The sequence below is a fragment of the Marivita sp. genome, assembly GCF_022763305.1.
In the GTDB taxonomy this organism is placed as follows: Bacteria; Pseudomonadota; Alphaproteobacteria; order Rhodobacterales; family Rhodobacteraceae; genus Marivita.
In genome coordinates this window covers 14,541-37,937 of sequence record NZ_JALEGT010000031.1, presented here as the reverse complement: position 1 = coordinate 37,937, position 23,397 = coordinate 14,541, and the positions used below count along the sequence as shown (strand labels likewise).

23 protein-coding genes are annotated in these 23,397 nt (G+C 63.4%); 11 read left to right on the top strand and 12 right to left on the bottom strand.

The window, feature by feature from the left end:
• Positions 1-8 precede the first annotated feature (8 nt).
• From MRY75_RS05195 to MRY75_RS05180, 4 genes are read left to right on the top strand one after another with little or no spacing between them, the layout of a single operon-like run.
• Positions 9-1,004 carry an alpha-ketoacid dehydrogenase subunit beta gene (locus tag MRY75_RS05195; RefSeq protein WP_292306080.1) on the top strand — a complete coding sequence of 332 codons (996 nt, stop codon included), beginning with the start codon at positions 9-11 and terminating at the stop codon, positions 1,002-1,004.
• The gene (locus MRY75_RS05190) at positions 994-2,289 is read left to right on the top strand and encodes a biotin/lipoyl-containing protein (RefSeq protein ID WP_292306079.1); all 1,296 of its coding nucleotides are present in this window, start codon (positions 994-996) and stop codon (positions 2,287-2,289) included. Before MRY75_RS05195 ends, MRY75_RS05190 begins: the two co-directional genes overlap by 11 nt.
• Before the next feature lie 17 nt (positions 2,290-2,306).
• Entirely contained in the window at positions 2,307-3,731 is a 1,425-nt protein-coding gene (locus tag MRY75_RS05185; protein ID WP_292306078.1) for an NAD-dependent succinate-semialdehyde dehydrogenase, read from the top strand.
• A gap of 10 nt (positions 3,732-3,741) precedes the next feature.
• Positions 3,742-4,623 carry a 2-oxo acid dehydrogenase subunit E2 gene (locus tag MRY75_RS05180; protein ID WP_292306077.1) on the top strand — a complete coding sequence of 294 codons (882 nt, stop codon included), beginning with the start codon at positions 3,742-3,744 and terminating at the stop codon, positions 4,621-4,623.
• A 15-nt stretch (positions 4,624-4,638) separates the two neighbouring features.
• On the opposite strand, the gene pcaF is transcribed toward MRY75_RS05180, so the two are convergent.
• The 7 genes from pcaF to pcaD all read right to left on the bottom strand — a co-directional run bounded on the left by pcaF (position 4,639) and on the right by pcaD (position 10,776).
• A complete protein-coding gene (gene pcaF / locus MRY75_RS05175) occupies positions 4,639-5,841 on the bottom strand; it encodes a 3-oxoadipyl-CoA thiolase (protein WP_292306076.1) in 1,203 nt (400 codons plus the stop codon).
• A 62-nt stretch (positions 5,842-5,903) separates the two neighbouring features.
• Positions 5,904-7,181 (bottom strand): flavin-dependent oxidoreductase, encoded by a 1,278-nt coding sequence (locus MRY75_RS05170; protein WP_292306075.1) that lies wholly within the window; start codon positions 7,179-7,181, stop codon positions 5,904-5,906.
• Positions 7,182-7,226: 45 nt separating this feature from the next.
• Positions 7,227-8,288, bottom strand: coding sequence for a 3-carboxy-cis,cis-muconate cycloisomerase (locus MRY75_RS05165; protein ID WP_292306074.1), 1,062 nt, complete (start codon positions 8,286-8,288; stop codon positions 7,227-7,229).
• Positions 8,288-8,887, bottom strand: coding sequence for a protocatechuate 3,4-dioxygenase subunit alpha (gene pcaG, locus MRY75_RS05160; RefSeq protein WP_292306073.1), 600 nt, complete (start codon positions 8,885-8,887; stop codon positions 8,288-8,290). Before pcaG ends, MRY75_RS05165 begins: the two co-directional genes overlap by 1 nt.
• 3 nt (positions 8,888-8,890) lie before the next feature.
• Complete coding sequence (pcaH, locus tag MRY75_RS05155) at positions 8,891-9,619, bottom strand: protocatechuate 3,4-dioxygenase subunit beta (protein ID WP_292306072.1); 729 nt, start codon at positions 9,617-9,619, stop codon at positions 8,891-8,893.
• A complete protein-coding gene (pcaC, locus tag MRY75_RS05150; RefSeq protein WP_085640075.1) occupies positions 9,612-9,995 on the bottom strand; it encodes a 4-carboxymuconolactone decarboxylase in 384 nt (127 codons plus the stop codon). The genes pcaH and pcaC overlap by 8 nt, the downstream gene beginning before the upstream one ends.
• Complete coding sequence (gene pcaD / locus MRY75_RS05145; protein ID WP_292306071.1) at positions 9,988-10,776, bottom strand: 3-oxoadipate enol-lactonase; 789 nt, start codon at positions 10,774-10,776, stop codon at positions 9,988-9,990. Before pcaD ends, pcaC begins: the two co-directional genes overlap by 8 nt.
• A 91-nt stretch (positions 10,777-10,867) precedes the next feature.
• Here pcaD and pcaQ point away from each other — a divergent pair, with 91 nt between their 5' ends.
• Positions 10,868-11,800, top strand: a complete 933-nt coding sequence (gene pcaQ, locus MRY75_RS05140; RefSeq protein WP_292306070.1) for a pca operon transcription factor PcaQ — start codon at positions 10,868-10,870, stop codon at positions 11,798-11,800.
• On the opposite strand, the gene pobA is transcribed toward pcaQ, so the two are convergent.
• Positions 11,797-12,966: a 4-hydroxybenzoate 3-monooxygenase gene (pobA, locus tag MRY75_RS05135; protein ID WP_292306069.1), complete on the bottom strand. Its 1,170-nt coding sequence runs from the start codon at positions 12,964-12,966 to the stop codon at positions 11,797-11,799. The two genes, pcaQ and pobA, sit on opposite strands and share 4 nt — an antisense overlap.
• 92 nt (positions 12,967-13,058) lie before the next feature.
• Here pobA and MRY75_RS05130 point away from each other — a divergent pair, with 92 nt between their 5' ends.
• Positions 13,059-13,910: an AraC family transcriptional regulator gene (locus tag MRY75_RS05130; protein ID WP_292306068.1), complete on the top strand. Its 852-nt coding sequence runs from the start codon at positions 13,059-13,061 to the stop codon at positions 13,908-13,910.
• Here the strand turns inward: MRY75_RS05130 and MRY75_RS05125 are convergent.
• Positions 13,900-15,429 carry an acyl-CoA dehydrogenase family protein gene (locus MRY75_RS05125; RefSeq protein WP_292306067.1) on the bottom strand — a complete coding sequence of 510 codons (1,530 nt, stop codon included), beginning with the start codon at positions 15,427-15,429 and terminating at the stop codon, positions 13,900-13,902. The genes MRY75_RS05130 and MRY75_RS05125 overlap by 11 nt on opposite strands.
• A gap of 10 nt (positions 15,430-15,439) precedes the next feature.
• On the bottom strand, positions 15,440-16,327 hold the full coding sequence (locus MRY75_RS05120; protein WP_292306066.1) for an amidohydrolase family protein: 888 nt from the start codon (positions 16,325-16,327) through the stop codon (positions 15,440-15,442).
• A gap of 101 nt (positions 16,328-16,428) precedes the next feature.
• On the opposite strand from MRY75_RS05120, the gene MRY75_RS05115 reads away from it, so the two are divergent.
• The 5 genes from MRY75_RS05115 to MRY75_RS05095 all read left to right on the top strand — a co-directional run bounded on the left by MRY75_RS05115 (position 16,429) and on the right by MRY75_RS05095 (position 22,112).
• A complete protein-coding gene (locus tag MRY75_RS05115; RefSeq protein WP_292306065.1) occupies positions 16,429-17,217 on the top strand; it encodes a crotonase/enoyl-CoA hydratase family protein in 789 nt (262 codons plus the stop codon).
• A 173-nt stretch (positions 17,218-17,390) separates the two neighbouring features.
• Positions 17,391-18,428: a TRAP transporter substrate-binding protein gene (locus MRY75_RS05110; protein WP_292306064.1), complete on the top strand. Its 1,038-nt coding sequence runs from the start codon at positions 17,391-17,393 to the stop codon at positions 18,426-18,428.
• A 67-nt stretch (positions 18,429-18,495) separates the two neighbouring features.
• The gene (locus MRY75_RS05105; RefSeq protein WP_292306063.1) at positions 18,496-19,008 is read left to right on the top strand and encodes a TRAP transporter small permease subunit; all 513 of its coding nucleotides are present in this window, start codon (positions 18,496-18,498) and stop codon (positions 19,006-19,008) included.
• Between the two features lie 12 nt (positions 19,009-19,020).
• Positions 19,021-20,349: a TRAP transporter large permease gene (locus tag MRY75_RS05100; protein WP_292306062.1), complete on the top strand. Its 1,329-nt coding sequence runs from the start codon at positions 19,021-19,023 to the stop codon at positions 20,347-20,349.
• Positions 20,350-20,453: 104 nt separating this feature from the next.
• Positions 20,454-22,112, top strand: a complete 1,659-nt coding sequence (locus tag MRY75_RS05095) for a sulfatase-like hydrolase/transferase (protein ID WP_292306061.1) — start codon at positions 20,454-20,456, stop codon at positions 22,110-22,112.
• 2 nt (positions 22,113-22,114) lie between these two features.
• Here the strand turns inward: MRY75_RS05095 and MRY75_RS05090 are convergent, their stop codons facing one another.
• Together MRY75_RS05090 and MRY75_RS05085 are read right to left on the bottom strand one after the other, a co-directional pair.
• On the bottom strand, positions 22,115-22,882 hold the full coding sequence (locus MRY75_RS05090) for an SDR family NAD(P)-dependent oxidoreductase (protein ID WP_292306060.1): 768 nt from the start codon (positions 22,880-22,882) through the stop codon (positions 22,115-22,117).
• A gap of 2 nt (positions 22,883-22,884) precedes the next feature.
• Entirely contained in the window at positions 22,885-23,361 is a 477-nt protein-coding gene (locus tag MRY75_RS05085) for a MarR family transcriptional regulator (protein ID WP_292306059.1), read from the bottom strand.
• Positions 23,362-23,397 lie beyond the last annotated feature (36 nt).

Sequence of the window (23,397 nt, the reverse complement as noted above, 5' to 3'; positions counted from 1 at the left end):
AGACCGACATGAGAGAGATCACCCTGTCCCAGGCCGTCAACGAGGCCATCGCCGAAGAAATGCGCCGCGATCCCACGGTGTTCCTGTTGGGCGAAGACGTGGCCGAGGCCGGAACGCCCTTCAAGGTGCTGTCCGGTCTGGTCGAGGAATTCGGCACCGACCGCGTCATCGACACGCCTATCGCCGAACCCGGTTTCATGGGAATCGCCGTCGGTGCCGCCATGACCGGTGCGCGACCCATCGTCGATCTGATGTTCGGCGACTTCATCTTCCTGATCATGGATCAGCTGTGCAATCAGGCCGCCAAGATCCATTACATGTCCGGCGGCAAGCTCAACGTGCCGCTGGTGCTGCGCACCAATATGGGGGCCACACGCCGCTCCGCCGCGCAGCACTCGCAGTCTTTGCAAGCGCTTGTGGCGCATATTCCGGGGCTGAAGGTCGCGATGCCGTCCTCGGCTTACGAGGCGAAGGGTCTGATGAAGACCGCGATCCGCGACAACAACCCGGTTGTGATCTTCGAAGACAAGCTGATGTATCAGGACAAGGCCCCGGTGCCGGAAGAGGAATACCTGATCCCCTTCGGCGAGGCGCATATCAAGCGGGAAGGCAAGGACATCAGCCTGATCGCCACATCCTCGATGGTGCAGGTGGCCGAGAAAGCCGCTGCGATCTTGGCGAAAGAGGGTATCGAGGCCGAAGTGATCGACCCACGCACCATCGTGCCTCTGGACGAGGCCACGCTGATCGAAAGCGTCAAGAAGACCAGCCGCGCCATCGTGATCGACGAAGGCCACCAGAGCTATGGCATCACCTCGGAAATCGCATCGCGGCTGAACGAAAAGGCGTTCTACCATCTGGATGCCCCGGTCCTGCGCATGGGCGCGATGGACGTCCCTGTGCCCTTCAGCCCCGCGCTGGAGGACATCACCGTGCCGACACCGGAACGGGTTGCCGACGAAGCGCGCAAGCTGTGCTCGGGGGAGCTGATCCATGCCGCATGACGTGACAATGCCTCAACTGGGCATGGCGCAGGATGCGGGCAAGATCGTGTCATGGCTCAAGGCGCCGGGCGATGCGGTGGCCAAGGGTGACGCGCTCTTCGAGGTGGAAACCGATAAGGCCACGATGGAGGTCGAGGCACAGGCCAGCGGCTTTCTGACCGGCGTGTCCGCGTCCGAAGGTGAAGACGTGCCCGTCGGGGCGGTGATTGCCCGCATTTCGGACAGCGCCGAGGACGACGCACCAGCGCCCGCCGCAAAGGACGACGCGCCGCATGACACCGAGGAGGACGCGCTGCCCGAGGGCAAGTCCGTCACCATGCCGCAATTGGGCATGGCGCAGGACAGCGGCCTTCTGGTCAGCTGGCACAAGGCGCCCGGCGACGCGGTCAAAGCGGACGACGTGCTCTTCGAGGTGGAAACCGACAAGAGCACGATGGAGGTCGAAGCCGGCAGCGACGGCTATCTGGCTGCCAATCTGGCTGAAGCCGGGGAAGACGTCCCCGTCGGACAGGCGGTGGCGATCATCAGCGCCGACAAGCCGGCGAGCCCTATGTCCCGAAGCGCCAAAGCCCCGGCACCTGCCGAAGCCGACGCACCTGCCCCGGCGACCGCGACGAGGCCTGAAAAGGCCAAGGAGCCACCTGCTCCGGCAAAACCAGCCGTTGCCTCAACCAGCGGGCGCATCCTCGCCTCACCCAAGCTGCGCAGACTGGCGATCGAGCAGGGTCTTGATCTTGCTCGACTGGTCGAGGCCGGTCACCCTCAACCCTATCACGTCCGGGACCTGGAGGTGCTGAAAGCCCTGCCGCGCACGACAGCGCAACCAGCGGTCAGCACCGCTGCCGCGACCCACCACCTTGTCGCAAAACTGTCGGGCGATGGCCTGACCGACTTCACCAGATGGGCGTCGCAAAGCCACGGTTTGACAGATGCCGACGCGTTGCTTGCCGGTTTGGCCGGAGCCTCCATGCCCACTGCACAGACGGTTGCCATCGAACGGTTCGGTGCCTCGACCAGCTATGCGGTGACCGACGGCGGAACGCTGTCGGACGTGACAGAAACCGAGGACGCGCCAGACCTGATCGTCCGTGATCTGCGCGGCACAACGATCCGCAGTGCGGCCATGGGTGCCGACAGCGTGCCGGTCGTCACGATCACGCAGCGCCGCAAAGGGCTGAAACTCACGCTGGATTGCGCCGCTGACCACATGGATGCGCCGACCGCGATCCAGCTTCTGACCGATTTCGCAGGCCGGGTGGAGCAGCCGCTCCGCCACCTGCTCTGACCTTCCGGGGGACCGACATGGACTATACCGATCTTTATATCGACGGCGGCTGGCACCAGACCGCCGACCGCTTTGACGTCATCAACCCGGCCACCGAAGAGGTGATCGCCTCGGTCGCGTCGGCGGACATCGCCGATGCGGACAAGGCGCTGGACGCTGCCGAAAAGGCGATGGCCGATTGGGCCGCCCGCACCCCGCGCGAACGCTCCGAAGTGTTGCGCAAGGCGTGGGAGTTGATGACAGCGCGGCTGGATCATTTCGCCCATCTCATCACGCTGGAAAACGGCAAAGCCGGGACAGATGCCAGGGGCGAGGCGACCTATGCCGCCGAGTTCTTCCGCTGGTTCGCCGAGGAAGCCGTGCGCGCGGATGGTCTGATCACCCATGCCCCCGCCTCGGGTGCGCGCATCGTCGTGCAGCACAAACCCGCCGGGCTCGCGGTGCTGGTCACACCGTGGAACTATCCCGCCGCGATGGGCACGCGCAAAATCGCGCCCGCCCTGGCCGCAGGCTGTGGCGTCATCATCAAACCGGCATCGGAAACACCTCTGACCATGCTGGCGCTGATGCCGCTTCTGGAAGAGGCCGGTGTGCCGCCCGGGCTGGTCAACGTCCTGCCCTCACGCAGGACCGGTGCGCTGGTGGATCACATGCTGCACGATCCGCGTGTGCGCGTGGTCAGCTTTACCGGCTCCACAGGTGTGGGACGCAAGCTCCTGAAATCCGCGGCAGATCAGGTGTTGAAACCCGCGATGGAGCTGGGCGGCAATGCACCCGTGGTGGTGCTCGAAGATGCCGACATGGACACCGCCATCGAGGGCACCATGCTGGCCAAGATGCGCAATCTGGGCGAGGCCTGTACCGCTGCGAACCGCATCTATGTGCATGACAGCATTGCGGACGACTTCACCAAACGCCTGACCGAAAGGATGGCGGCGCTCAAAGTAGGCGACGGCACCGATCCATCCGTCGATGTCGGCCCTCTGGTCAATGCCGACACGCGCGACAAGGTTGCGGCCTTTGTCGCCGATGCTGTCGCAAAAGGTGCCAAGATCGAATGCGGTGGTACAGTGCCCGAGGGCAAGGGCTTCTACTATCCGCCCACGGTCCTTTCGAACGTGTCCGAGGACGCGGACTGTGTGCACGACGAAATCTTCGGCCCGGTTGCCGCGATCCAGACCTTCAGCGATCAGGAAGAGGTCATTCGACGCGCGAACAACACCGAATACGGCCTTGTCGCCTATGTGTTTTCCGCTGACTTCAAACGCGCGCTTCAGGTCTGCGAACGGCTGGACTACGGCATGGTCGGCCTGAACCGGGGATTGGTCAGCGACCCGGCGGCGCCGTTTGGGGGCACGAAGCAATCCGGTCTCGGACGTGAAGGCGGGCATGAAGGGATGCTCGAATTCATGGAAACGCAATACATCTCGGCAAGCTGGTAAGGGGGAGGACATGGCAGACTTCATCGCAAGCCCGGCCACCCGGCGTCTCGCCCGCGAGAAAGGCGTCGAGATCGAAGCCCTGGCCAAAAAGCTGGGGCGGAAGACCATCGGCGCAGAAGATTTGGACAGCGGCGCTGCACCCGCCTCGGCCCCGTCAGGCGACACCTCCTACTGGGATGTCGATCACAGCCAATATGGCGACGTGACAGAAGAACCGATGAGCCGCTTTGCCCAGGTCGCCGCGCGCAATCTGGCGGCGGCGCAAGCGCTGATCCCGGCAGTCACCCATCACGACCGCGCCGATGTCAGCGCGATTGAGGCGTTCCGTCAAAGCCTCAAGTCCGAGGCAATGGCGCGGGGCGTGAAGCTCACCGCTTTGGCGTTTCACGTCGCGGCCTTGGCGCGGTGTCTGAAGGCATTTCCGCGGTTCAACGCCTCGCTGTCGGCGGATGGCGACACGCTTTACCTCAAGACCTATGTCCATATCGGTATCGCCGTGGACACGCCGCATGGCCTTATGGTGCCGGTCATCCGAAACGCCGACCGCAAAGGGCTTTGGCAGATCGGGGCCGAGATTGCAGATTTGGCCGCCAAGGCGCAGGCCAGAAAGGTCAAGCCCGACGAGATGGGTGGCGCGTCCATGACGATCACCAATCTTGGCGGCATCGGCGGCACTGCCTTTACCCCCATCGTGAACCCGCCCGAGGTGGCGATCCTCGGTATCACGCGAACCGAGACCGTCACTGTCTGGGACGGCGACACCCCGCGTCCGGTGCCGATGGTGCCGCTTGATCTGTCCTATGATCACCGTGTGATCAACGGGGCCGATGCGGCGCGGTTCCTGGCGCACTACGCCAAACTGATCGGCGATCCGCGCAATATGCTGATCTGAGCCACGGCGGGTGCCTCAGCCCGCTGCCTCGATGGCAATTGCGATACCCTGCCCGACGCCGATGCACATGGTGGCCAGTGCTTTTTGACCGGCGCGCAGGTCCAGCGCGGCAGAGCCGGTGATCCGCGCCCCTGACATGCCCAGAGGATGGCCCAGCGCGATGGCCCCACCGTTACGATTGACGCGCGGGTCATCGTCGGCGATGCCCAGCCGCCGAAGCGTCGCCAATCCTTGCGAGGCGAACGCCTCGTTCAGTTCGATCACGTCGAATTCGGACTGTGTCAGACCCAGCCGCGCCATCAGCTTTTCCGAAGCGGGCGCAGGTCCGATCCCCATGATGCGCGGCGCAACGCCGATGGAGGCACCGCCCAGAACCCGCGCGATGGGGCGCAGCCCATGCGGCTTGATCGCTGCCTCAGACGCCACGATCAGCGCCGCCGCCCCGTCGTTTACACCAGAGGCGTTGCCCGCCGTGATCGTGCCGCCCTCGCGCACAAAGGGCTTGAGGCGCGCCAGATCATCGGCGGTTGTCTCTGGTCGCGGGTGTTCATCCGTGTCCACGATCACCGGCGCGCCTTTGCGGCGCGGGATTGTCACCGGTGTGATCTCCTGCGCCAGACGCCCGCTCTGTTGCGCGGCCCCCGCGCGTTGCTGGCTCCGCAAGGCAAACGCGTCCTGATCCTCGCGCGACACGTTGAAATCTTCGGCCACGTTCTCAGCCGTCTCCGGCATGGAATCGATGCCGTATTGCGCCTTGAGCACCGGGTTCACGAAGCGCCAGCCGATGGTGGTGTCGTAGACCTCAGCCTGCCGCGCAAAGGCCTGTTGCGCCTTGGGCATCACGAAGGGCGCGCGGGTCATGCTCTCGACGCCACCCGCAATCACCAGATCCGCCTCGCCCGCCTTGATCGCGCGGGCGGCGGCGAGAACCGCATCCATGCCCGATCCGCAGAGGCGGTTCATCGTCGTGCCCGGCACGGTTTCGGGGTAGCCCGCCAGCAACACCGCCATGCGTGCCACGTTGCGGTTGTCCTCCCCAGCCTGATTGGCACAGCCAAGGATGACCTCGTCGATCGCCGCAAGATCGAGCGACGGGTTCCGCGCCGCCAAGGCCGCCAACGGCACCGCCGCCAGATCATCAGCCCGCACCGAGGCCAGTGCACCACCATAGCGACCGATGGGCGTACGGATGTAATCACAGATGAAGGCTTCGGGCATCGGGCGGCTCCGGTTTGGTCAGGCTTGGTCCATATGGCGTCGAAAGCGGACCAAGATGCAAGTCAGCCGTCGACCCGCGCCCCTGCCGGGATTGTCGGATCAGCGGCGTTCAGCGTTTCGATAGCAAACCCGGCGGCGGCCTTGTATTTCGCCATGAAATCAGCGCGTTCCGCCGCGGGGATCACGTCTTCGATGTCGTCGAACACACCGCCGCAGCGCTCATCGAGCAGGTTGAGCAGCCCGAACGGCCCCGCACCCCGGTTGCGCAGCACCAGTTCCGACACCGGGCCACAAAGCTGCGCATCATAGGCCGCCAGTGCCGCCTCTGTCACGCCATGCTCCAGCATCTTCGCCCCGATCACACGCGCGTCGACAATTGCCTGGCTCGCCCCGTTCGATCCGGTCGGATACATTGCATGCGCCGCATCGCCCATCAGTGCCACCGCACCATCGACCCAGCTTGGCACCGGATCGCGGTCGATCATCGGGTTGACATAGGCGCAATCCGCGCCGCGCAGCATGTCAGGGACATCCAGCCAATCGTAGCGGAAGTCTTCGAAATGATGGATGAACTCGCCGATCTCGACCGGTTTGAACCAGCCGTCCTGCTGCCAGCCGCCTGCATCGTCCATCGTGACTTCGGCAATCCAGTTGATCAGCGACATCCCGTCGGCATCGGGCGCAGAGATCGGGTAGATCACCATCCGGTGCCGATGTGTCCCCAGCCCGACAAAAGACGACTCCGTCCGCAATGGCTTGGCCCGAACCGTGCCGCGCCACATGACGGCCCCGCCCCAATGGATCGGTGGCTGATCGGGATACATCTGTGCCCGGATCGCGGAATGGATGCCATCGGCGGCGATCAGCAGGCGGCCCCGCTCCTCTCTCTCTCCGGCAGACGAAACGATCCGCGCCGTGACGCCGGACCCATTCTGTGCGTAGGACGCGACCTTTGCCCCAAGCTGGACCGCATCCGCACCCGCCCGCGCAATCAGCGTCTCGTAGAGCAGCATGTGCAACTGACCCCGATGCACGGCGTATTGCGGCCAGTTGTACCCGGCCCCCAGCCCGCGCGGTTCGGAATAGACCTCGCGCCCGTTCAGACCGACCAGCGCCCATTCCTTTGCGGGCAGACCCACCTTGTCCAGATCGTCGGCGGTGATGCCAAGATCGAAAAGCTCGCGCACGGCGTTCGGTTGCAGGTTGATGCCAACGCCCAGCGGCTTCATCTCGCGCGCGGATTCGAACACTGTGAAGGGCACGCCGATCTGGTGCAGTGTCAGCCCAAGCGTCAAACCTGCAATGCCGCCCCCGGCGATCAGGATCCTGTTGTCGGACATTCCGGTCTTCCTTGTCTTTTGGATGCGTGTAGGGCGATCCGACGCTCAGGACAACGGATCAGGACTGCCGATGTCCACGATTTGTGTCGTGAGCGCCGACGCCACGGCAAGCGCACGCCCTGTTGCCTGAACCATCTGCGGCAGGATCATCCATTCCAGCGTCCACGCCGCGCCCGAGCGTTCCTGTTCGTGGATCATCGCCTGATGCAGCCCTGACACCTGAACGGCATTGAACCGCGCCAGCGTGACCAGCAGTTCCGCAAGCACCGGGTTCTGCTTGTGTGGCATGGCCGACGACCCGCCACCGCCGTCCATCCTGATCTCGTCTATCCCCTGCTGCGCCATGAGGCAGATGTCCTGACCCATCTTGCCAAGGGTTCCCGTGACCAGAGACAGGAGCGATCCGGCCTCGGCGATGCCGTCGCGCATCGCGTGCCAGCTTTGCGGTGGTGCCGACAGCCCAAGGTCAGCCGCAACCGCATGGCAGATCGCCTCCGCGCCCTCACCCAGCGCCGCGCGGTCGCCCGCGGCACCGCCGATCTGAACCACTGCCACGCGGGGGCGCAGTTGCTCCAGGCGTTCGCGGTGCGAGGCAAGCGGCAGACGCCATGTCTGCACCCGGTCGGCCACGGTGATCGGTATTGCCGCCTGCATACGCGTGCGGCCCATCAATGGATTTGCACCGAACCGGGTCTCCAACGCGGACAGGTCCAAATCCAGTCGCTCAAGCCGCCCGCCGATCAGATCGAGGCTGCGCACAAGTGACAGGACCGTTGCGGTGTCGATCACATCCTGAGATGTCGCGCCTTTATGGATCGCGTTTGCTCCGGTCCGCTCTTTCAACAGCCGAACGAGGGCCGGTACGCAGACGCCATCCTGCGCCGTGCCATCAGAAAGCTCTTTGGGGTCAAAGTCGACAGAGGTGACGGCATCGGCCGCGGAGTGCCCTTCCGCCTCGGACCACAGGCCTGCCAGATGCCCATGGCGCGACCACGCGGACTCGAACGCCAGCATGGACGAAAGCTGCGCTTCGGCGGACCAAAGCGCAGCGATTTCGTCATCGGCAAAGAGGCCCGACAACCAGGGATGGTCAAAGACGCCCGTCATCACAGGTCAAGAAATACCGTTTCGCCCTCGCCCTGCAGCCGGATGTCGAACCGATAGGTGCCGTCGCCGGTTTTCCTGGCGATCAGCGTGTCCACACGCGGGCGTTGTTCGATGCGGGCCAGCAGCGGGTCGGCGCTGTTGTCTTCATCCTCGAAATAGATGCGGGTGTTGAGACCGATATTGATCCCGCGCGCCACGACCCAGAGCGAGATATGCGGCGCGAACACCTGTCCGTTCCGGGCCTTCACCGCACCCGGTTTGACGGTGCGCAGGGTGAACTCGCCGCTGTCCTTGTCGGCGGCGAAGCGGCAGAAGCCCGAAACCTTCGGATCGGCCCCGTCCTGCCCGGCAAACAGACCAGCGGCATCGGGTTGCCAGCTTTCGATCATGGCATCGCGCATCGCCCAGCCGGTACCGTCATAGACCGACCCGACGATGGTGATGACCTCGCCTTTGGCGCCGTCTTCGATCGGGCTCAGGCCAAGGTCTTCGGGATAGACGCCCTCGACACCCGCAAAGGTCGGGATGCAGCCGATATGGACATAAGGGCCGGCGGTCTGGCTGGGGGTTTCCACCAGAATATCAAGCGGTTGCGTCATGGCTTACATCCCTTCCGGCTTGTTTTCGAACATGGTCTGACGGCGGCCGCGCAGCACAATGTCGAACTTGTAGGCAAGATAATCCATGCCCCGCGAATTCTGCATGTCGAGCGGCGCGACCAGACGGTCGAGTTGGCTCCGATCCCGCACAGTGGCGGCAATCGGGCACATATCGATCAGCGGATCCCCCTGGAAATACATCTGGCTGATCAGGCGCTGCCCAAAGGCATGGCCGAAGATCGAAAAGTGAATGTGCATCGGCCGCCAGTCATTGGCCCGGTTCGGCCACGGGTATGCCCCTGGACGGATCGTCATAAATTCGTAGTAGCCATTCTCATCTGTGATCGTCCGCCCGCAGCCGCCGAAATTCGGATCAAGCGGTGCGAAATACGTGTCCTTGATGTGCCGATACCGCCCACCGGCATTGGCCTGCCAGATCTCGACCAGCGTGTGCGGCACCGGACGCCCGGTTTCATCAAGCACGCGGCCATGCACGCGGATGCGTTCGCCCACGGCGAGCGCCTTGCCCTGCGTGTAGTTGCAGATCAGGTTGTTATCCAAGGCACCCAGCTTGTTGTGGCCAAAGCGCGGCCCGGTTTCCTCGCTCGGCGTCGACTCCATCGACAAGAGCGGGAGCGACGGGGACCGCGTGATCGACGTCTTGTAGTCGAGGTAATAGGGATCGGGATGCACCTCGCGGCGGCGGGGCATCAGGGCGGCGGTGTCAGTCATCGGATTGCTCCATCTCTGCATAAGTCTGTTTGGCCAGTTTGATGGCGTGGTTCGCCTTGGGAACGCCGGCATAGATCGCGACGTGCTGGAATGCTTCCATCACATCCTGTTTGCTGGCTCCGGTGCGCGCGGTGGCGCGGATATGCATCGGGATTTCCTCGAAATTCCCGGTCGCGGCCAAAAGCGCCAAGGTCAGCATGGACCGTTCCCGACGACTGATCCCGTCCGACGACCAGACCGTGCCCCACGCGCCCTCGGTGATCAGCGTCTGGAACGGCAGATCGAACTCGGTCTTGTTGGCCTCGGCCCGGTCGACATGGGCGTCGCCCAGAACCTCGCGCCGGGTTTTCATTCCCTGATCAAAGCGGTCAGACATGGCCCGTCTCCTTGAGGAACGCGGTGATAAGGGCTGCGGTCTCGGCCGGTTTTTCGACGCAGGGCAGATGGCCTGCCGCGTCGATCACGTGGAATGCGGCACCGCACAGGTCCGCTGTTGCGCGCACCAAATCGGGTGGGGTCGATCCGTCTTCGGACCCGGCCATGGCCATCACCGGGATGGCGAGGTCTGCCGTGCTTGCGGTGAAATCAGCCCCCGCAATCGCCGCACAGCAGCCGACATAGCCTTCGACCGGCGTGCGGCTGAGCATGTTGCGCCATGGGGCCAGCGCCGCCGCATCGTTGCGCATCTCGGGCGCGAACCACCGGTCAAGGATGGCGTCCGCCATGCCACCAAGCCCATCCGCGCGCACCCCGTCGATCCGCGCTTGCCACATCTCGGGTGTTCCGATCTTGGCCGCCGTATCCATCAGCACCAAGGCCTTGATCAGATCCGGGCGGCGCGCAGCCAGCCCCTGACCGATCAGTCCACCGATGGACAGGCCGACAAAGGCGATCTGCGAAACGCCGAGCGCGTCCGCAACCGCCTCAGCGTCTTCGACCAGCGTGTTCATGTCATATGGCGCGGGCGGGCAGTCCGACAGACCATGGCCCCGCTTGTCGAAGCGGACAATCCGAAGCCCTTGGGGCAGATGCGGCAACAGCGGATCCCAGACGCGCAGATCGGTCCCCAGCGAGTTGGCGAACATCACCACCGGGCCAGCCTCGGGGCCGTCCACTTGCACATGGAGCACCGCCCCACCTGATGTGACCGTTTTCATGTTTGAAATTCTCCTCTGACCTCTCTTTGGCATTTCTTTACCGCTCTGAAAATTATATTCTTGCGCCATTTACTTAACCCATGAGTTATACATGCTCGATCCCCGCATCCGGCTGCGTCATCTCAAATGCTTTCTCGAAACCGCGCGCCTCGGTTCGCTGTCCGCGGCGGCGGATGCCCTGAACGTGTCGCAACCCGCCGTGTCGAAAACCATCCGCGAACTCGAGGATGTGCTGGGCAAACCGCTGTTCGACCGTTCGAACCGGCGCTTGACGCTGACCACCGTGGGCCGGGTATTTCAGCAGCATGGCGGTGCGGCGATGGCCGAACTGTCGCGGGCGCAATCGCTGGTCAAGGACACGCCATCTCAGATCACCCGACTGTCTGTTGGGGTTCTGCCCACTGCGGCGACGTCGCTGATGCCGCGCGCAGCACTGGCCTTTCGCGAGACCCACCCGAATTGCCTGTTGCGGGTCAGCACCGGGCCGAACTGGCTCCTGATGTCGCAATTGCGGGAAAGCAGCCTTGATCTGGTTGTCGGTCGGATGGGCAATGCCGAGGTGATGCAACACCTGTCGTTCCATCATCTCTATTCCGAAGACATCGCTGCCGTTGTCAGACCCGGGCACCCACTCTCGCATCAGGCGGAGCCGCTCGATGCGCTGGACGGCTATCCGCTGCTGCTTCCACCTCCGGGGGCGGTGATTGCCCCGCTCGTCCGGGCGCTGTTGTCCCGTCATGGCATCGCGGCGCAAAGTGCCGCGTTCGAATCCGTCTCGCTCGCCTTCGGGCGGCGCGTGGTGCAATCCTCCGACGCGGTCTGGTTCATCTCGCGCGGCGTTGTCGAAGACGAACTTGACGCTGGCACTCTGACCGCCCTGCCCCTAGGCAATGACCTGCGCGGTGGTCCCATCGGGATTTCGATGCGCGCGGATGGTGTGCTGACCGAGGAACAATCCGGTCTGATCCGCGCCCTCGAAGCCGCGCGGGACGCATTGCGCCCCGTGGGCCGACCCGTCCCCTAGAACGGCAGCCCGATATAGTTCTCGGCCAGATCACGCCGCGCCGTTTCCGATTGCGACAGATGATAGAGCGTCGCCTTGCGCATCTGCGCCGCAAAGCTGTCTTCGCCGTCGAACCGGTGCAGCATGGTCGTCATCTGCCAACTGAAGCGCATCGCCTTCCAGATCCGCAGAAGCGCCCGTTCCGAATAGGCGTCGATCCCTTTTGTATCGCCGGTTTTCACCGCGTCGATCAGTGCCTGATAGAGGTAATGCACGTCCGACACCGCAAGGTTCAGCCCCTTGGCCCCGGTCGGCGGCACGATATGCGCGGCATCCCCGACAAGGAACAGCCGTCCCCAACGCAGTGGTTCGCTCACGAAAGACCGCAGCGGGGCGATGGATTTCTCGATCGACGGGCCGGTCTCCATGGTCTCTGCCACTTCGGACGGCAGACAGGATTTCAGCGTCGTCCAGAAGCGCGCGTCGCTCCAGTCTTCGACATTGTCGGTCAGCGGCACCTGCACGTAATACCGGCTGAGGGTCTCGCTGCGCATCGACGCCAAGGCAAACCCGTTCGACGAATTTGCATAGATCAGCTCGTGATGCGCCGGGCGTGTGCGCGACAGAACCCCGAGCCAGCCAAAAGGATAGACCCGTTCGAATTCGCGGCGCTTGTCGGCGGGAATGGTCTTGCGGCTGACACCGTGGAACCCGTCACAGCCCGCTACATAAGAGCAATCGAGGCGCTGCCGCGCCCCATCCAGCGTGTATTCGACGTAGGGCGCAGTGCTGTCGGCATCATGGATCACCACATCCTCGACCCCGTGGATGATGGTCGCCCCAATGGCATCCTGCGCAGTGTAGAGGTCTGTCGTCACTTCGGTCTGGCCATAGACCATCACGGGCGTGCCGGTCAGTTCCTTGAAGTTGATCCGCACCATCAGATCATCATCGGTAAGAAAGCACCCCTCGTGCGGGATGCCTTCGCGGTCAAGACGCTCTGCGACACCGGCTTCGCGGAGCATGCTTACCGTGCCCGCTTCGAGAACTCCGGCCCGGATGCGTGACAGGACATGATCGCGCGAGGCCCGCTCAAGAACCACCGTCGCAACACCTGCCTTGTTCAACAACTGCGACAGCAACAGGCCCGATGGCCCCCCGCCGATAATCGCAACCTCGGTCTTCATGTCGGCACTCCTCCTAAAGCTGAACGTGGTGATATGCGCGAAACGGGCGTGCGGTAATGGCAGCACCCGGCGACCTGTGGTAAGATTCGAACATGCAGGCGCAAAACACCATTCCCGCCTTCGGGCTTTACGGCGAAGAGGACCCGTTTCCCGACGTGCTGCATTTCGAGCATTTCTCGGCGCGCGCCCCGATTCACGACTGGCGCATCCTGCCGCACCGGCACAGCCAGATGTCCCAGCTCTTCATGGTCGAGGACGGCTGGATCGACGCCATCGTCGATGGCGAACGAATGCACGTCGCAGAAACCGAGTTTCTCTATATTCCAGAGCATTGCGCCCATGAGTTCACATTTCGATCGGGATCGGAGGGGCGGATTTTCTCGTTTCCCGTCAGCCTTGTGCGCACGCTCTCACCCGCCACGGACCAGCTGTTGACGGCCCTGTCGGAACCGTTTGTCGGGCCGGTCGCCGACCCTCTGGACAGGATCACGCGCCTCGTGCGCGACATGATGGACGAGCCCAGCCCCTTTCGGGCCCAGCAGCTCGTCGGATTGGCACATTCCGTGCTTGCCCGGATTGCCGAGACACGGCTGGCCGAACGGGCCACCGACCCGCGTACCAAACATGCGCGGCTTTTTGCGCTGGACGATCTGATCGCGGCCCATATGTCCGACGGCTGGACGGCGTCGGATTTTGCCAGCGCGCTTGCGATCAGCACCGGCCACCTGAGCCGCCTGTGCCGTGCCGCTACCGGTATGGGCGCCACCGCCTATATCGAGCAGCAGCAGATGCACGAAGCCTGCCGCCTGCTTGCATTCACCCAATTGCCAGTTTCCGAGATCGGCTACAGGTTGGGATTCATGGACCCGTCGTATTTCTCGAAACGGTTCCGCGCGGCCCGGGGACAGACACCTTCGGCCTATCGGGCGCTCTTCACGAACTGAGCACCCGTTCGGCCAGTGCCGTGATCCGGTCAGGCTCGGGGTGATGTGCGGCAACCGAAGCGCATCTGGCCCAGCAGGCCAGGTAGAAAAGCCGCGCCGTCGCCTGCGCGAAATCATGCGCCAGCGCCTCGGCGTCAGCCGCCGCCCGCATGTGGTCGCGCCGGTCTTCCCAAGCCGAGAGATCGGCCAACACACGCTCCGATCCACTCCCAAGCTCCCGGATCAGATCCGCAAAGAGATCGGCCCCCGGCCCTTTCAGTCCGCGCGTGGCAATACCGCGTTCGTGGATGCCGTTGGCCCCTTCGTAGATCGCGGTGATCCTCGCATCGCGCCAGACCTGCCCGATGCCGTATTCGTTCAGATAGCCGTAGCCGCCCAAGACTTGGATCCCGACATCCGCCGCCCGAATCCCTGCCTCCGAGGCGAAGAGCTTGCAAAGCGGCGTCAGGAAAGAAACCAGGTCCGGGCGGCTGCCCTCTTCCAGTTCCACAAAGGCCACATGGCACATCGCCCGCGCTCCGATCGCAAGCGCAGCCTGCTCGGCCAGCATCCGCTGGACATCCGCATGGTCCGACAGCCGCGCCGGGCTCCCATCCTTACGGCGTCCCTGCACGCGGTCGTCGGCATAGGCTGTGGCGATCTGCGCCGCCCGCGCCGCATGCGCAACGCCCTGCAGGGAAACGTCCAGCCGGGCATGGTTCATGACGGTGAACATCGCTCGAAGCCCGTCGCCCTCGGCGCCGATCAATTCGGCCTGCGCGCCCGAAAAAGCCAACTGGCATGTGGGCGATGCATGCAGACCCAGCTTTTCCTCGATCCGTGTGACGCTGACGCTTTCACCCGCCGGGCACAGAAAGAGAGACAGGCCCTTCAGCCCGTCGTCCATCGTGCCGCTGCGCGCCAGCACGAGATGCAGGATGCCGTCCGACAAGTCCTGATCACCACCCGAAATGAAGATCTTCTCTCCATCGAGCCGCCAGTGATCACCGTGCCGAACCGCCTTGCACCGGATCGCCGACAGGTCCGAACCTGCTGCCGCTTCGGTCAGGCACATGGTCGACAGAACCTCGCCCGAGGCAAGGCGCGGGATCCATGCGTCCTGCTGCTCCGGCGTTCCGAAATGCAGAAGCGTGTCGATGGCGCCGGGCACCAGATTGCAGACCATTTGCAACGCGTGATTGGCGCCGCTGAAGATTTCCGACACACCGGCCGCCACAAGGGCCGACTGCTCCATTCCGCCAAAGCGTTCGGGCGCACGAAGCCCTTGCCAGCCGCCCTCGGCCAATTGCGCATAGGCCGCGCCGAACCCGTCCGGCATCCGCACGCGCCCATCGACGAGCCGCGCCCCCTGCGCATCCCCGATTGCGTTCAACGGGGCCAGCACCCCTTCGGCAAATTGACCGAAATGTCCGAGGATGTCGGCGGCAAGTGCGTCGTCCCAATCGCTGACGCGATGGGCTTCGGCCACATGGCGGAACGAGAACAGGATGTCGTCAATCGGTGCGGCAAACTCCGTCATGGCTCCGCTCCTACACCGATACGCCCAGCAGACGCATCGCGTTCTCCTTGAGGATCAGCGGGCGCACCTCATCCTTGAAAGGCGCATCGGCAAAATCCTTCAGCCAGCGATCCGGTGTGATGGCCGGCCAGTCCGACCCGAACAGCATCTTCTTTTTCAGAATGGAATTTGCGTATTTGATGAAGATCTCCGGGAAGTACTTCGGCGACCAACCCGACATGTCGAAATAGACATTCGGCTTGTGCTGCGCGACCGCCAGACCCTCCTCGGTCCAGGGGAAACTGGGATGAGCGAGGATGATCGGCATGTCCGGGAAATCCACGGCCACGTCATCCAGATGCATCGGATTCGAATACTTCAGCCGCATGCCCATGCCACCGCGCATCCCGGACCCAACACCGGTCTGTCCGGTATGGAACAGCGTGATGACACCTTCTTCGGCACAGGCTTCGAGCACCGTGTAGCAGGCCTCGCGGTCATTGGGGAAAAACCCCTGCATCGTCGGATGGAACTTGAACCCGCGCACACCGAACTCGCGGACAAGGCGGCGCACTTCGCGCGCGCCCGCTTTGCCCTTGTGCGGATCAATCGAGGCGAACGGGATCAGGATGTCGTCATTTTCGGCGCAGATCTGCGCCACTTCCTCGTTGGAATAGCGCTTGAAGCCGGTTTCACGCTCTGCATCGACGGGAAAGATCACCGCTGCAATATTGCGCTCTCGGTAGTAGGCGGCCGTGTCCTGCACGGTGGGCAACATGCCCTCGGCCCCTGCGGGATTCCGGAAATAGGCCGCCATACCGGCTTGGAAATCGTTGTAGCCATCGTCCCGGCCGTGATTGCACGGCTCTTCTGCATGCGTATGAAAATCAATGGCTTGCACCTTGGCGAAATCAACCATGACCACCCTCCCGAAGCATGAAACATCCGTCGTCAAAAAATGCTATACAGCAAAACCGTTTATATATACAACAATACTCATCGACAGACCGGGAGGATGACATGCACGATGGCACACAGCGCTCGGAGGCGATCACACGTGTGGAAATCGACGGCGACATCGCCACGCTGATCTTCGACCGCCCGGAAAAGCGCAATGCCATGAACGATGCCCTGATCGACGCGCTTGATCGGTTCTTCTCGTCCCCGCCCGAAGGCGTCAATGCCGTGATCCTGCGCGGAGAAGGCGGACATTTCTGCTCCGGCCTCGATCTTGCCGAGCATGAACACCGCGCCCCCGTCGAAGGGGTCTATCATTCGCGCAACTGGCACAGGGTGTCCGAAATGATGGAATTCGGCGGCCTGCCGGTGATTTCTGTCCTGACCGGCGCCGTGATCGGCGGCGGGCTCGAAATCGCCGCATCCACCCATGTCCGGATTGCGGAACCATCGGCACGCTTCCAGCTCCCCGAAGGACGCCGGGGCATTTTTGTCGGCGGCGGGGCCACCGTCCGCATCGGCCGCATCCTCGGCCCCGACCGCATGCGCGAAATGATGTTGACCGGGCGCAATTACGGCGCGGAGGAAGCGCTGTCGCTGGGGCTGGCGCATTACAGCGTCGGCGAAGGCGAAGGCCTGCCGTTGGCCCGCAAGCTTGCGCGCCAGATCGCGGACAACGCGCCTTTCTCGAATTACCTCATGATCAACGCGCTGGCGCGGATCGGTGACATGTCCCGCGCCGATGGGCTCTTCGCCGAAAGCCTCGCCGCCGCTATGAGCCAGACCTCGGATGGAGCGAAAGAGGGGCTGAGGGCCTTTCTCGAGAAAAGGGAGCCGAAGTTCAGAAAATGACCGGCCGACAAAGGATCGCGCCGGCACTTGTCCAAAAAGGAAGGTCCGGAATGCACGTTTTTTACCATTGCGTGACCAGCCAAGACATTCCGTTTCCTACAGGAACGGATCTAATGCGTCGGCGTGAGTATGCGCTGACCCCGTGACACACGACAAATCTGGGAGGATTTACAATGAAAAGAAGAAACTTCGTGAAAAGTGCCCTGTTGGGTGCCGCAGCCGCCATCGCCGTGTCCAGCGCAGCCTATGCGCAGGAAGTGACGCTGCGCCTGCATCAGTTCCTGCCGCCACCCGCGCCGGTTCCGGCCATGATCCTCAAGCCCTGGGCCGCACAGGTCGAGGAAGCCTCGGGTGGCCGCATCAAGATCGAACATTTCGACGCCATGTCGCTCGGCGGTCGTCCGCCCGAGCTGATGGATCAGGCGCGCGACGGTGTGGTCGATCTGTCCATGACGGTGGTCGGCTACACGCCCGGCCGCTTCCCCCGCACGGAAGTGTTCGAACTGCCCTTCATGATGACGGATCCGGTCGCCACCGCGAAGGCCTACTGGGAAATGGTCGAGACCGATTTCCAGAACAACGAATACAAGGACGTGAAGGTTCTGGGCGCGTGGGTGCATGGCCCCGGCCTGATCCATTCCACCGATGGTGTGACCAGCCTCGAAGACATGGACGGTCTGACGCTGCGCGGTCCGACCCGCATCATCAATGACCTTCTCTCCGAGCTGGGCGCAGAGCCTGTCGGCCTGCCGCTGCCGGGCATTCCCGAAGCGCTGTCCAAGGGTGTCGTGAAAGCCACCGTGATCCCATGGGAAGTGACGACCGCGATCCGTCTGTCGGAACTGGTGAGCAACCACACCGAATTCTCGGGGGACGAGTCGCTCTATACCGCTGCCATCGTCCTCGTGATGAACAAGGCCAAGTACGAAGCGCTGCCGGATGATCTGCGCGCCATCCTCGACGCGGAATCGGGCGAGAAGCTTTCGGCCTTCGCCAGCCAGGTGATGTGGGACATGGATGCGCCGGCCCGTCAGATCGCCGTCGATGCGGGCAATACCATTGTCACGCTCGACGAAGCCGAGGTCGCGCGCTGGAAAGAAGCCGCACAGCCAGTGATCGAACGCTGGGTGGCCGACATGGACGCGCAGGGCATCGACGGTGCAGCCCTGATCGAACAGGCCAAATCCCTGATCGCCAAGCACGGCGGCTGACGATTTCGAGCAGAAGATTGCGGCGGGCCGATCCGGTTGACCCGTCGCGCTTCAGGGAGAGGGCGACATGTACAGGCGGCTCCAACTTATCGTCGAACTCATTGCGCGCGGACTGGCGCTGGCGGGCGGTGCAGTTCTGCTGTGCCTGATCGCGCTCACCTGCGTGTCGATCCTCGGGCGCGCACTTGTGCCACTGGATATCGGCGTCGGTCCGATCCGCGGGATCTATGACATGACCGAGATCGGCATGGCCGCCGCGATTTTCGCGTTCCTGCCGTGGGCACAATTCACCGAGGCCCATGCCCGGGTCGACCTGTTCCAATCCGTCATGCCACGGACCATGGACCAGCTGCTCGATCTGGCGTTCAACGTCGGCATGTTGGTCGCCGCCAGCGTCGGCACGTGGCGGCTCTACCTCGGCATGCAAGACAAGCTGTCTTTCGGAGAAACCACGCTGATTGCGCAGATCCCGGTCTGGCAAGGCTATGCCGCAAGCCTCGTCGGTGCGGTCGGGTTCATTCTTGTCTCCGCGTTCTGCGTACTGCGGGCCGGACGACGCATCGCCGGACTATCGGACTAGGACCCCGCCATCATGAGCAATATCGAACTCGCATTATGGTCGTTCCCGATCCTGCTCGCGCTGGTCTTTCTGCGCGCGCCCATTGCACTGGCGATGATCGGCATCGGTGTCGGCGGCACCTATCTGGTGATCGGGTCGTCCATGATGACCCTGAACCAGTTGAAAACGCTCACCTACGGCACGTTTTCCAACTATTCTTTCTCGATCATCCCGCTCTTTCTGCTGATGGGCCAGTTCGCGACCCTGTCCGGCATGTCCGCAGCCCTTTTCCGCGCCGCCGAAAGCTTTCTGGGCCATCGCAAAGGCGGTGTCGCCATGTCCGCCGTCGGGGCCTGTGCGGGGTTTGGCGCGATCTGCGGATCATCGCTGGCGACCGCCGCCACGATGGGACAGGTCGCCCTGCCCGAACTTCGCCGCTACGGCTACCCGGGGTCTCTCGCCACCGGCGCGTTGGCGGCGGGCGGCACGCTGGGCATCCTGATCCCGCCCTCGGTGATCCTCGTGATCTACGCGATCCTCGCCGAACAGAATATCGAGAAGCTGTTCGTCGCCGCCCTGATCCCCGGTATCCTCGCCGCCATCGGCTACATGATCGCCATCTCCGTCTGGGTCCGCATGTCCCCCAACAGCGCCGCCGTCAAAGACCGCGTGCCGTGGGGCGAACGGATGAAGGCGCTGGGTCAGGTCTGGCCGGTCATCCTGATCTTCGTCGCCGTCGTGGGCGGCATCTATGCGGGCATCTTCACCCCGACCGAGGCCGCTGCCGTGGGTGCAGCCGGGACCGGCCTTGTGGCGCTGGCCTCGGGCCAGATGACCTGGGGCAAGCTCAATCAGGCGATCCTGTCGACCGCCGCGTCCTCGGCAATGATCTTTCTCATCATCCTCGGTGCGGGCATCTACAACAACTTCCTGTCGCTCACCCAACTGCCGCAGACCGCCTCGGCCTGGGTCGGCGATCAGGGCTTCTCGCCGTGGTTCGTGCTGACGCTCGTTCTCATCATGTACCTGATCTTCGGGTGTGTGATGGACAGCCTGTCCATGGTCCTTCTGACCGTGCCGATCATCTTCCCGATCATGTCCGTGCTGGATTTCGGGATGAGCGCCAATGATTTCGGCCTCTGGTTCGGCATCCTCGTGCTGATCGTGGTCGAGGTCGGGCTGATCACTCCACCTGTGGGGATGAACCTCTTCATCATAAACTCGATGGCCAAGGACACCCCCATCGGCCAGACCTACAAGGGTGCCCTGCCCTTCGTCCTGACCGACATGGTACGCGTGGTGATCCTCGCCGCCTTCCCGCCGATCACGCTCTGGCTGGTCTGGGTAATCGACGCGCTGTAAGTCGTCTTGCGCCATCCAACGGCGCAAGACATCCCCCGATGCTGGACAGTGCCACCCGCCTGCGGCACATCTAGGTTCCCGAACCCCAAGCAAGCGAGCCCGGCATGTCAGACCGTCCCAACGTCCTCTGGATCATGGCTGACCAACTGCGCTTCGATTACCTGAGCTGCTACGGCCACCCGCATCTGCACACCCCCCATATCGACGCCCTCGCCCAGCGCGGGGTGCGGTTCACCAACGCCTACGTGCAATCGCCGGTCTGCGGCCCGTCGCGCATGTCGGCCTATACCGGGCGCTACGTGCGCAGCCATGGATCGACGTGGAACGGAATGCCCCTGCGCGTGGGCGAACCCACTTTGGGCGATCACCTGCGCGAAGTGGGGTCGCGCGCGGTTCTCGTCGGCAAGACGCATATGAAGGCCGACGCCGAAGGCATGGCGTGGCTGGGCATCGACCCCAACAGCGAAATCGGCGTACGCCGCGCGGAATGCGGGTTCGACATCTTCGAACGCGACGATGGACTGCACCCCGACAGCGCGCGGCAGACCTGGTCAGCCTATGACGATTACCTCGTCGCGCACGGCTATTCATCGGACAACCCTTGGGAGGACTTCGCCAATTCCGGTGTCGATCCCGATGGCGAACTGCTTTCGGCCTGGCTCCTGAAAAACTCGCGCCTTGCGGCCAACGTCCCCGAGGAACACTCCGAGACCGCCTACATGACCAACCGCGCGATGGACTTCATGCAGGCCGCGCAAAATGACGACCGCCCGTGGGTCTGCCACCTCAGCTATATCAAACCGCACTGGCCCTACATCGTGCCTGCGCCCTATCACGACATGTATGACGCGCGCCACATCCTCGACCCGATCCGCTCTGACGCGGAACGCACCACCGACCATCCGCTGATGCAGGCCTACCTGAACGCCCGCGTCTGCCGCAGCTTTTCGCGCGACCATGTGCGCGAACACGTGATCCCCGCCTATATGGGCCTGATCAAGCAGCTCGACGACAATCTGGGCCGCCTGTTCAAATGGATGGACGACACGGGCCTCAGCAAGACCACGATCATCGCCTTCACCTCGGATCACGGCGATTACATGGGCGACCACTGGATGGGCGACAAGGATTTCTACCACGATGTCGCGGTCAAGGTGCCGCTCATCATCCACGATCCCCGGCCCGAGGCCGATGCGACACGCGGGCTTGTCTCAGACGCGCTGGTCGAGATGATCGACCTCACGCCGACCTTCCTCGCGGCTGTCGGCGGCACGCCGAAACCCCACGTTCTCGAAGGCCGCGACCTCACGCCGATCCTGCATGGCACAGACGGCTTTTCCCGCCGCTATGCGATCAGCGAACATGACTACCATTGGTCCGAAATGGCGCAGGCGCTTGGCGTGCCGCAGGAACACGCGCACACCAAGATGATCTTTGACGGGCGTTGGAAGTACATCCGCTGCGAGACGTTCCGACCGATCCTCTTCGACCTTCAATCCGACCCGCAGGAGCTGACCGACCTCGGCGCGTCAGACCTCCCCGAGCATCAGCAGGTCCGCGCCCGGATGGAGGCAGCCCTTCTGGACTGGGCGACGCGGCATCACACCCGAATAACCGCCACACCGCAGGTGCTGGAAGGCCAGAAGATCGCAGCCGAAGTCGGCATCCTGATCGGGTTCTGGGACGAGGCGGAATACGAGGCCACCACCGGCAAGCCTTTCGACAGCCTGAAACCCGTCGGCCACCCGACTGATGAAGCCTGATCCTAGCGGGGCGCCATCCGGATCGCGCCGTCCAGACGGATCACCTCGCCATTCAGCATCGGGTTCTGCGTGATGTGCGACACCAGTGCCCCGAATTCTGCCGGATCGCCAAGACGCGACGGGAACGGCACCTGCTCACCCAAAGACACCTGCACCTCTTCGGGCAATTCGTGCAGCAGCGGCGTCAGGAACAATCCGGGCGCCACCGCGCAAACGCGCACGCCCTTGTCGGCAAGGTCCCGGGCCATCGGAAGCGTCATCGACACGATCCCGCCTTTCGACGCCGCATAGGCCAATTGGCCGACCTGACCATCAAACGCCGCAACGGACGCCGTATTCACGATCACCCCTCGCGCGCCATCCGCCCCGACCGGGTCGGCAGCCACCATGCGCGCCGCGATCTGGCTGGCGCAGTTGAAGCTGCCCATCAGATTGACCCGAATGGTGCGTTCGAAAAGACCCGGATCATGGGCCACACCGCGCGACACCGTCTTTGCCGCGCCACCGATCCCGGCACAATTGATCAGGACCCGAGGCGTCCCATGCGCAGCGCAGGCGATGTCGATCCCGCTCGCCACCGACGCGGGGTCGCTGACATCGACAGGGGCAAAGGCACCGCCGATGGCCTTGGCGTGTTCGGCCGCAAGATCCGCATTGCGGTCAAATATCGTGATCTTCAGCCCATCCGCAGCCAGCCGCGCAGCAGTCGCCGCGCCAAGACCCGACGCACCGCCCGTGACGATGGCACCATATCCAGCCCAATCCTGCATGATTATTCCTCGTTCGACCTGATCTTGCCGAGCAAAGCCAGAAGCGTTGCCTTTTCCGCATCCGACAGGTTCGACAGAAGCCTGTCCTCATGCGCCCGCACCGCAGCCCGCGCCTCGAGATACGCTTTGCGCCCCTTGTCCGTCGGCACCAGCGCCTGCACCCGCCGATCGCCCGGCACATGGGTCCGCTTGAGAAGCCCGCGCCCTTCCAGTTCGTCGACGATGGCCACCAGCCCCGAGCGTTCGATCCCCAGCATCCGTGCCAAGCCGCTCTGGGTCACGTTGGGATATTGCACGACCAGAGACAGCGCCGAAAACACGCGCGGCGCAAAGCCGTCCTCGCCCAACGCCCGCCGGAAATCCGTCTGCACGATCACGTAGGCGCGCTTCAGATTGTACCCGATGAACTCTTCCAGATCCGGGGTCTCGACAAGCGCGTCACCCTCGGTCTGGCGGTTGGTCTTGCGCAGCGATGCCATGCGTCATCTCCTGTTGTTCAAAAACAATTTATCCCA

Excerpts from the sequence above, each read along its gene's own strand:
- MRY75_RS05105 (WP_292306063.1), top strand. The coding sequence starts at position 18,496 with ATGTACAGGCGGCTCCAACTTATCGTCGAACTCATTGCGCGCGGACTG.
- pcaQ (WP_292306070.1), top strand. The coding sequence starts at position 10,868 with ATGCTCGATCCCCGCATCCGGCTGCGTCATCTCAAATGCTTTCTCGAA.
- pcaG (WP_292306073.1), bottom strand. The coding sequence starts at position 8,887 with ATGACGCAACCGCTTGATATTCTGGTGGAAACCCCCAGCCAGACCGCC.
- MRY75_RS05185 (WP_292306078.1), top strand. The coding sequence starts at position 2,307 with ATGGACTATACCGATCTTTATATCGACGGCGGCTGGCACCAGACCGCC.
- MRY75_RS05095 (WP_292306061.1), top strand. The coding sequence starts at position 20,454 with ATGTCAGACCGTCCCAACGTCCTCTGGATCATGGCTGACCAACTGCGC.
- MRY75_RS05085 (WP_292306059.1), bottom strand. The coding sequence starts at position 23,361 with ATGGCATCGCTGCGCAAGACCAACCGCCAGACCGAGGGTGACGCGCTT.
- MRY75_RS05120 (WP_292306066.1), bottom strand. The coding sequence starts at position 16,327 with ATGGTTGATTTCGCCAAGGTGCAAGCCATTGATTTTCATACGCATGCA.
- pcaC (WP_085640075.1), bottom strand. The coding sequence starts at position 9,995 with ATGTCTGACCGCTTTGATCAGGGAATGAAAACCCGGCGCGAGGTTCTG.
- MRY75_RS05180 (WP_292306077.1), top strand. The coding sequence starts at position 3,742 with ATGGCAGACTTCATCGCAAGCCCGGCCACCCGGCGTCTCGCCCGCGAG.
- MRY75_RS05115 (WP_292306065.1), top strand. The coding sequence starts at position 16,429 with ATGCACGATGGCACACAGCGCTCGGAGGCGATCACACGTGTGGAAATC.
- MRY75_RS05100 (WP_292306062.1), top strand. The coding sequence starts at position 19,021 with ATGAGCAATATCGAACTCGCATTATGGTCGTTCCCGATCCTGCTCGCG.
- MRY75_RS05125 (WP_292306067.1), bottom strand. The coding sequence starts at position 15,429 with ATGACGGAGTTTGCCGCACCGATTGACGACATCCTGTTCTCGTTCCGC.
- MRY75_RS05165 (WP_292306074.1), bottom strand. The coding sequence starts at position 8,288 with ATGACGGGCGTCTTTGACCATCCCTGGTTGTCGGGCCTCTTTGCCGAT.
- pcaF (WP_292306076.1), bottom strand. The coding sequence starts at position 5,841 with ATGCCCGAAGCCTTCATCTGTGATTACATCCGTACGCCCATCGGTCGC.
- MRY75_RS05090 (WP_292306060.1), bottom strand. The coding sequence starts at position 22,882 with ATGCAGGATTGGGCTGGATATGGTGCCATCGTCACGGGCGGTGCGTCG.
- pcaD (WP_292306071.1), bottom strand. The coding sequence starts at position 10,776 with ATGAAAACGGTCACATCAGGTGGGGCGGTGCTCCATGTGCAAGTGGAC.
- MRY75_RS05110 (WP_292306064.1), top strand. The coding sequence starts at position 17,391 with ATGAAAAGAAGAAACTTCGTGAAAAGTGCCCTGTTGGGTGCCGCAGCC.
- MRY75_RS05190 (WP_292306079.1), top strand. The coding sequence starts at position 994 with ATGCCGCATGACGTGACAATGCCTCAACTGGGCATGGCGCAGGATGCG.
- MRY75_RS05130 (WP_292306068.1), top strand. The coding sequence starts at position 13,059 with ATGCAGGCGCAAAACACCATTCCCGCCTTCGGGCTTTACGGCGAAGAG.
- MRY75_RS05195 (WP_292306080.1), top strand. The coding sequence starts at position 9 with ATGAGAGAGATCACCCTGTCCCAGGCCGTCAACGAGGCCATCGCCGAA.
- pcaH (WP_292306072.1), bottom strand. The coding sequence starts at position 9,619 with ATGACTGACACCGCCGCCCTGATGCCCCGCCGCCGCGAGGTGCATCCC.
- pobA (WP_292306069.1), bottom strand. The coding sequence starts at position 12,966 with ATGAAGACCGAGGTTGCGATTATCGGCGGGGGGCCATCGGGCCTGTTG.
- MRY75_RS05170 (WP_292306075.1), bottom strand. The coding sequence starts at position 7,181 with ATGTCCGACAACAGGATCCTGATCGCCGGGGGCGGCATTGCAGGTTTG.